Source organism: Caballeronia terrestris (assembly GCF_001544515.1).
In the GTDB taxonomy this organism is placed as follows: Bacteria; Pseudomonadota; Gammaproteobacteria; order Burkholderiales; family Burkholderiaceae; genus Caballeronia; species Caballeronia terrestris.
Map to the genome: position 1 here is coordinate 1 of NZ_FCOL02000375.1, position 1,522 is coordinate 1,522.

The window sequence follows — 1,522 nt, forward strand, 5'->3', positions numbered from 1 at the left end:
GAACCCGGCTGCTTGCCGCGCTCGGCGTGGGCCAGGCGGACGCTTTCCAGACTGCGTCGAGAAACGCGGCATGACGATTTCCTTCACTCATCGAACACACATGCGCACCAGAAAACGCTTTACCGCCCTAATCGTCGCGAGCCTGTTCGTATCGGCAGGCTCGAGCGCCGCCTTCGCGCAAGACGAGCCGCTTACCTTGCAGATAGGCACGCAGGACGCCGCGTGGCCGCTCATCGTCGAGGCGTCGCACGTGCTCGACGGCGCGCCTTATAAAGTCAAGTGGGCTGTCCTCACCGGACCGGCGGCCCAACTGTCGGCACTCTATTCGAAGGTGCTCGACGTGGGCCTGATGGGCGATACGTCGCTCATCATCGAGCAGGGCAACGCGCGCGTGCCATGGACGCCCGAGACCGCGCCGCTGCAGATCATCGCGGGATGGCGCAATCCGGACAGCAGCTATCCGCCGATCGTCACCGTGGTGCGCAAGGAGGCCGATGTGAAGAGCCTCACCGATTTGCGCGGCAAGACGTGGGGCTACAACTTCGGTGGCTTCAATTACTTGCAGTACGTGCTGTCGTATAACAAGGCCGGGCTGAAACCGAAGGACATCCAGAGCGTCAAGTTCGGCGACGGCAACGTGTCCGCATCCGCGTTCAATGCGGGACAGGTCGCGGTCTATTCGGGTGGATACGGCCCGGTGAAGGAAGCAGTCGACAAGGGCGATGCGCGCGTCGTGATCAAGAGCGACGAACTGGATATCCCCGCGTTGTCGGTGTTCACCGCACGCACCGACGTTTTGCGCGATCCGGCGAAGAGCCGCGCGCTCGGCGACTTCCTCGGGCGTCTCAAGAACTCGTGGACGTGGTGGGCGCAGAACGTGCCGGCCGTCGAGAAGATCTACCTGGAGAAAATGAAGCAGAGCCCCGCGCGCGCGAAGTTCTCGGCGGAGAACGGACGCTCGGTGTTCTATCCGCTCGACAAGTCGCTCGTGGCGCGCGAGCAGCGCATCGCCGATACGCTTTATCGTTCCGGTGACATCAAGAACGAGATCAAGGTCGATCTGGAGTTCAATCCGGTCTACGACGGGCAGGCCGTAGCTGCGCGCTGACCGGCTTCATTGAAGAGAAGAGGGCGTGCGCGATGCACGCCCTTTGTTTTTCAACCGGCGACCGGCGAGTAGGGATGCGCGTAGGTGAAAGGATCGCAGAGCAAGTCATTCAACGCGTATTGCCCCACCGCGTGATACTTCCAGCGGACGCTGTCGTGCAGCGTGTGAGTGCGCGCGTTGCGCCAGTGGCGGTCCAGGTTGTGTGCTTCGAGCGTCGATTGCGTGCCCGCGAGCTCGAACAGCTTGTTCGCGGCGGTCACAGCGAAGTTCGTCGTGAGTACCTTGGCCTCCGCCGTCGCGACGATGGCGGCGGCCACGGCCTCGCGTGAAGCATCGCCGCGCGCCGTGTGGATGAGCGCGGCGGCGCGCGCGGTCAAAGCTTGCGCGACGATCGATCATCACGCCGCGCAAGCT

Annotated in this window: 1 protein-coding gene and 1 pseudogene; one reads left to right on the plus strand and one right to left on the minus strand. The window is 63.3% G+C overall.

Annotated elements, in window-relative coordinates; translation table 11 throughout:
- Positions 1-100: 100 nt before the first annotated feature.
- Positions 101-1,108: an ABC transporter substrate-binding protein gene (locus AWB67_RS37535; protein ID WP_087660825.1), complete on the plus strand. Its 1,008-nt coding sequence runs from the start codon at positions 101-103 to the stop codon at positions 1,106-1,108.
- Between the two features lie 50 nt (positions 1,109-1,158).
- Here AWB67_RS37535 and AWB67_RS37540 read toward each other — a convergent pair.
- Positions 1,159-1,494 (minus strand): annotated as a pseudogene (locus tag AWB67_RS37540) (acyl-CoA dehydrogenase family protein); the annotation flags it as partial.
- Positions 1,495-1,522 lie beyond the last annotated feature (28 nt).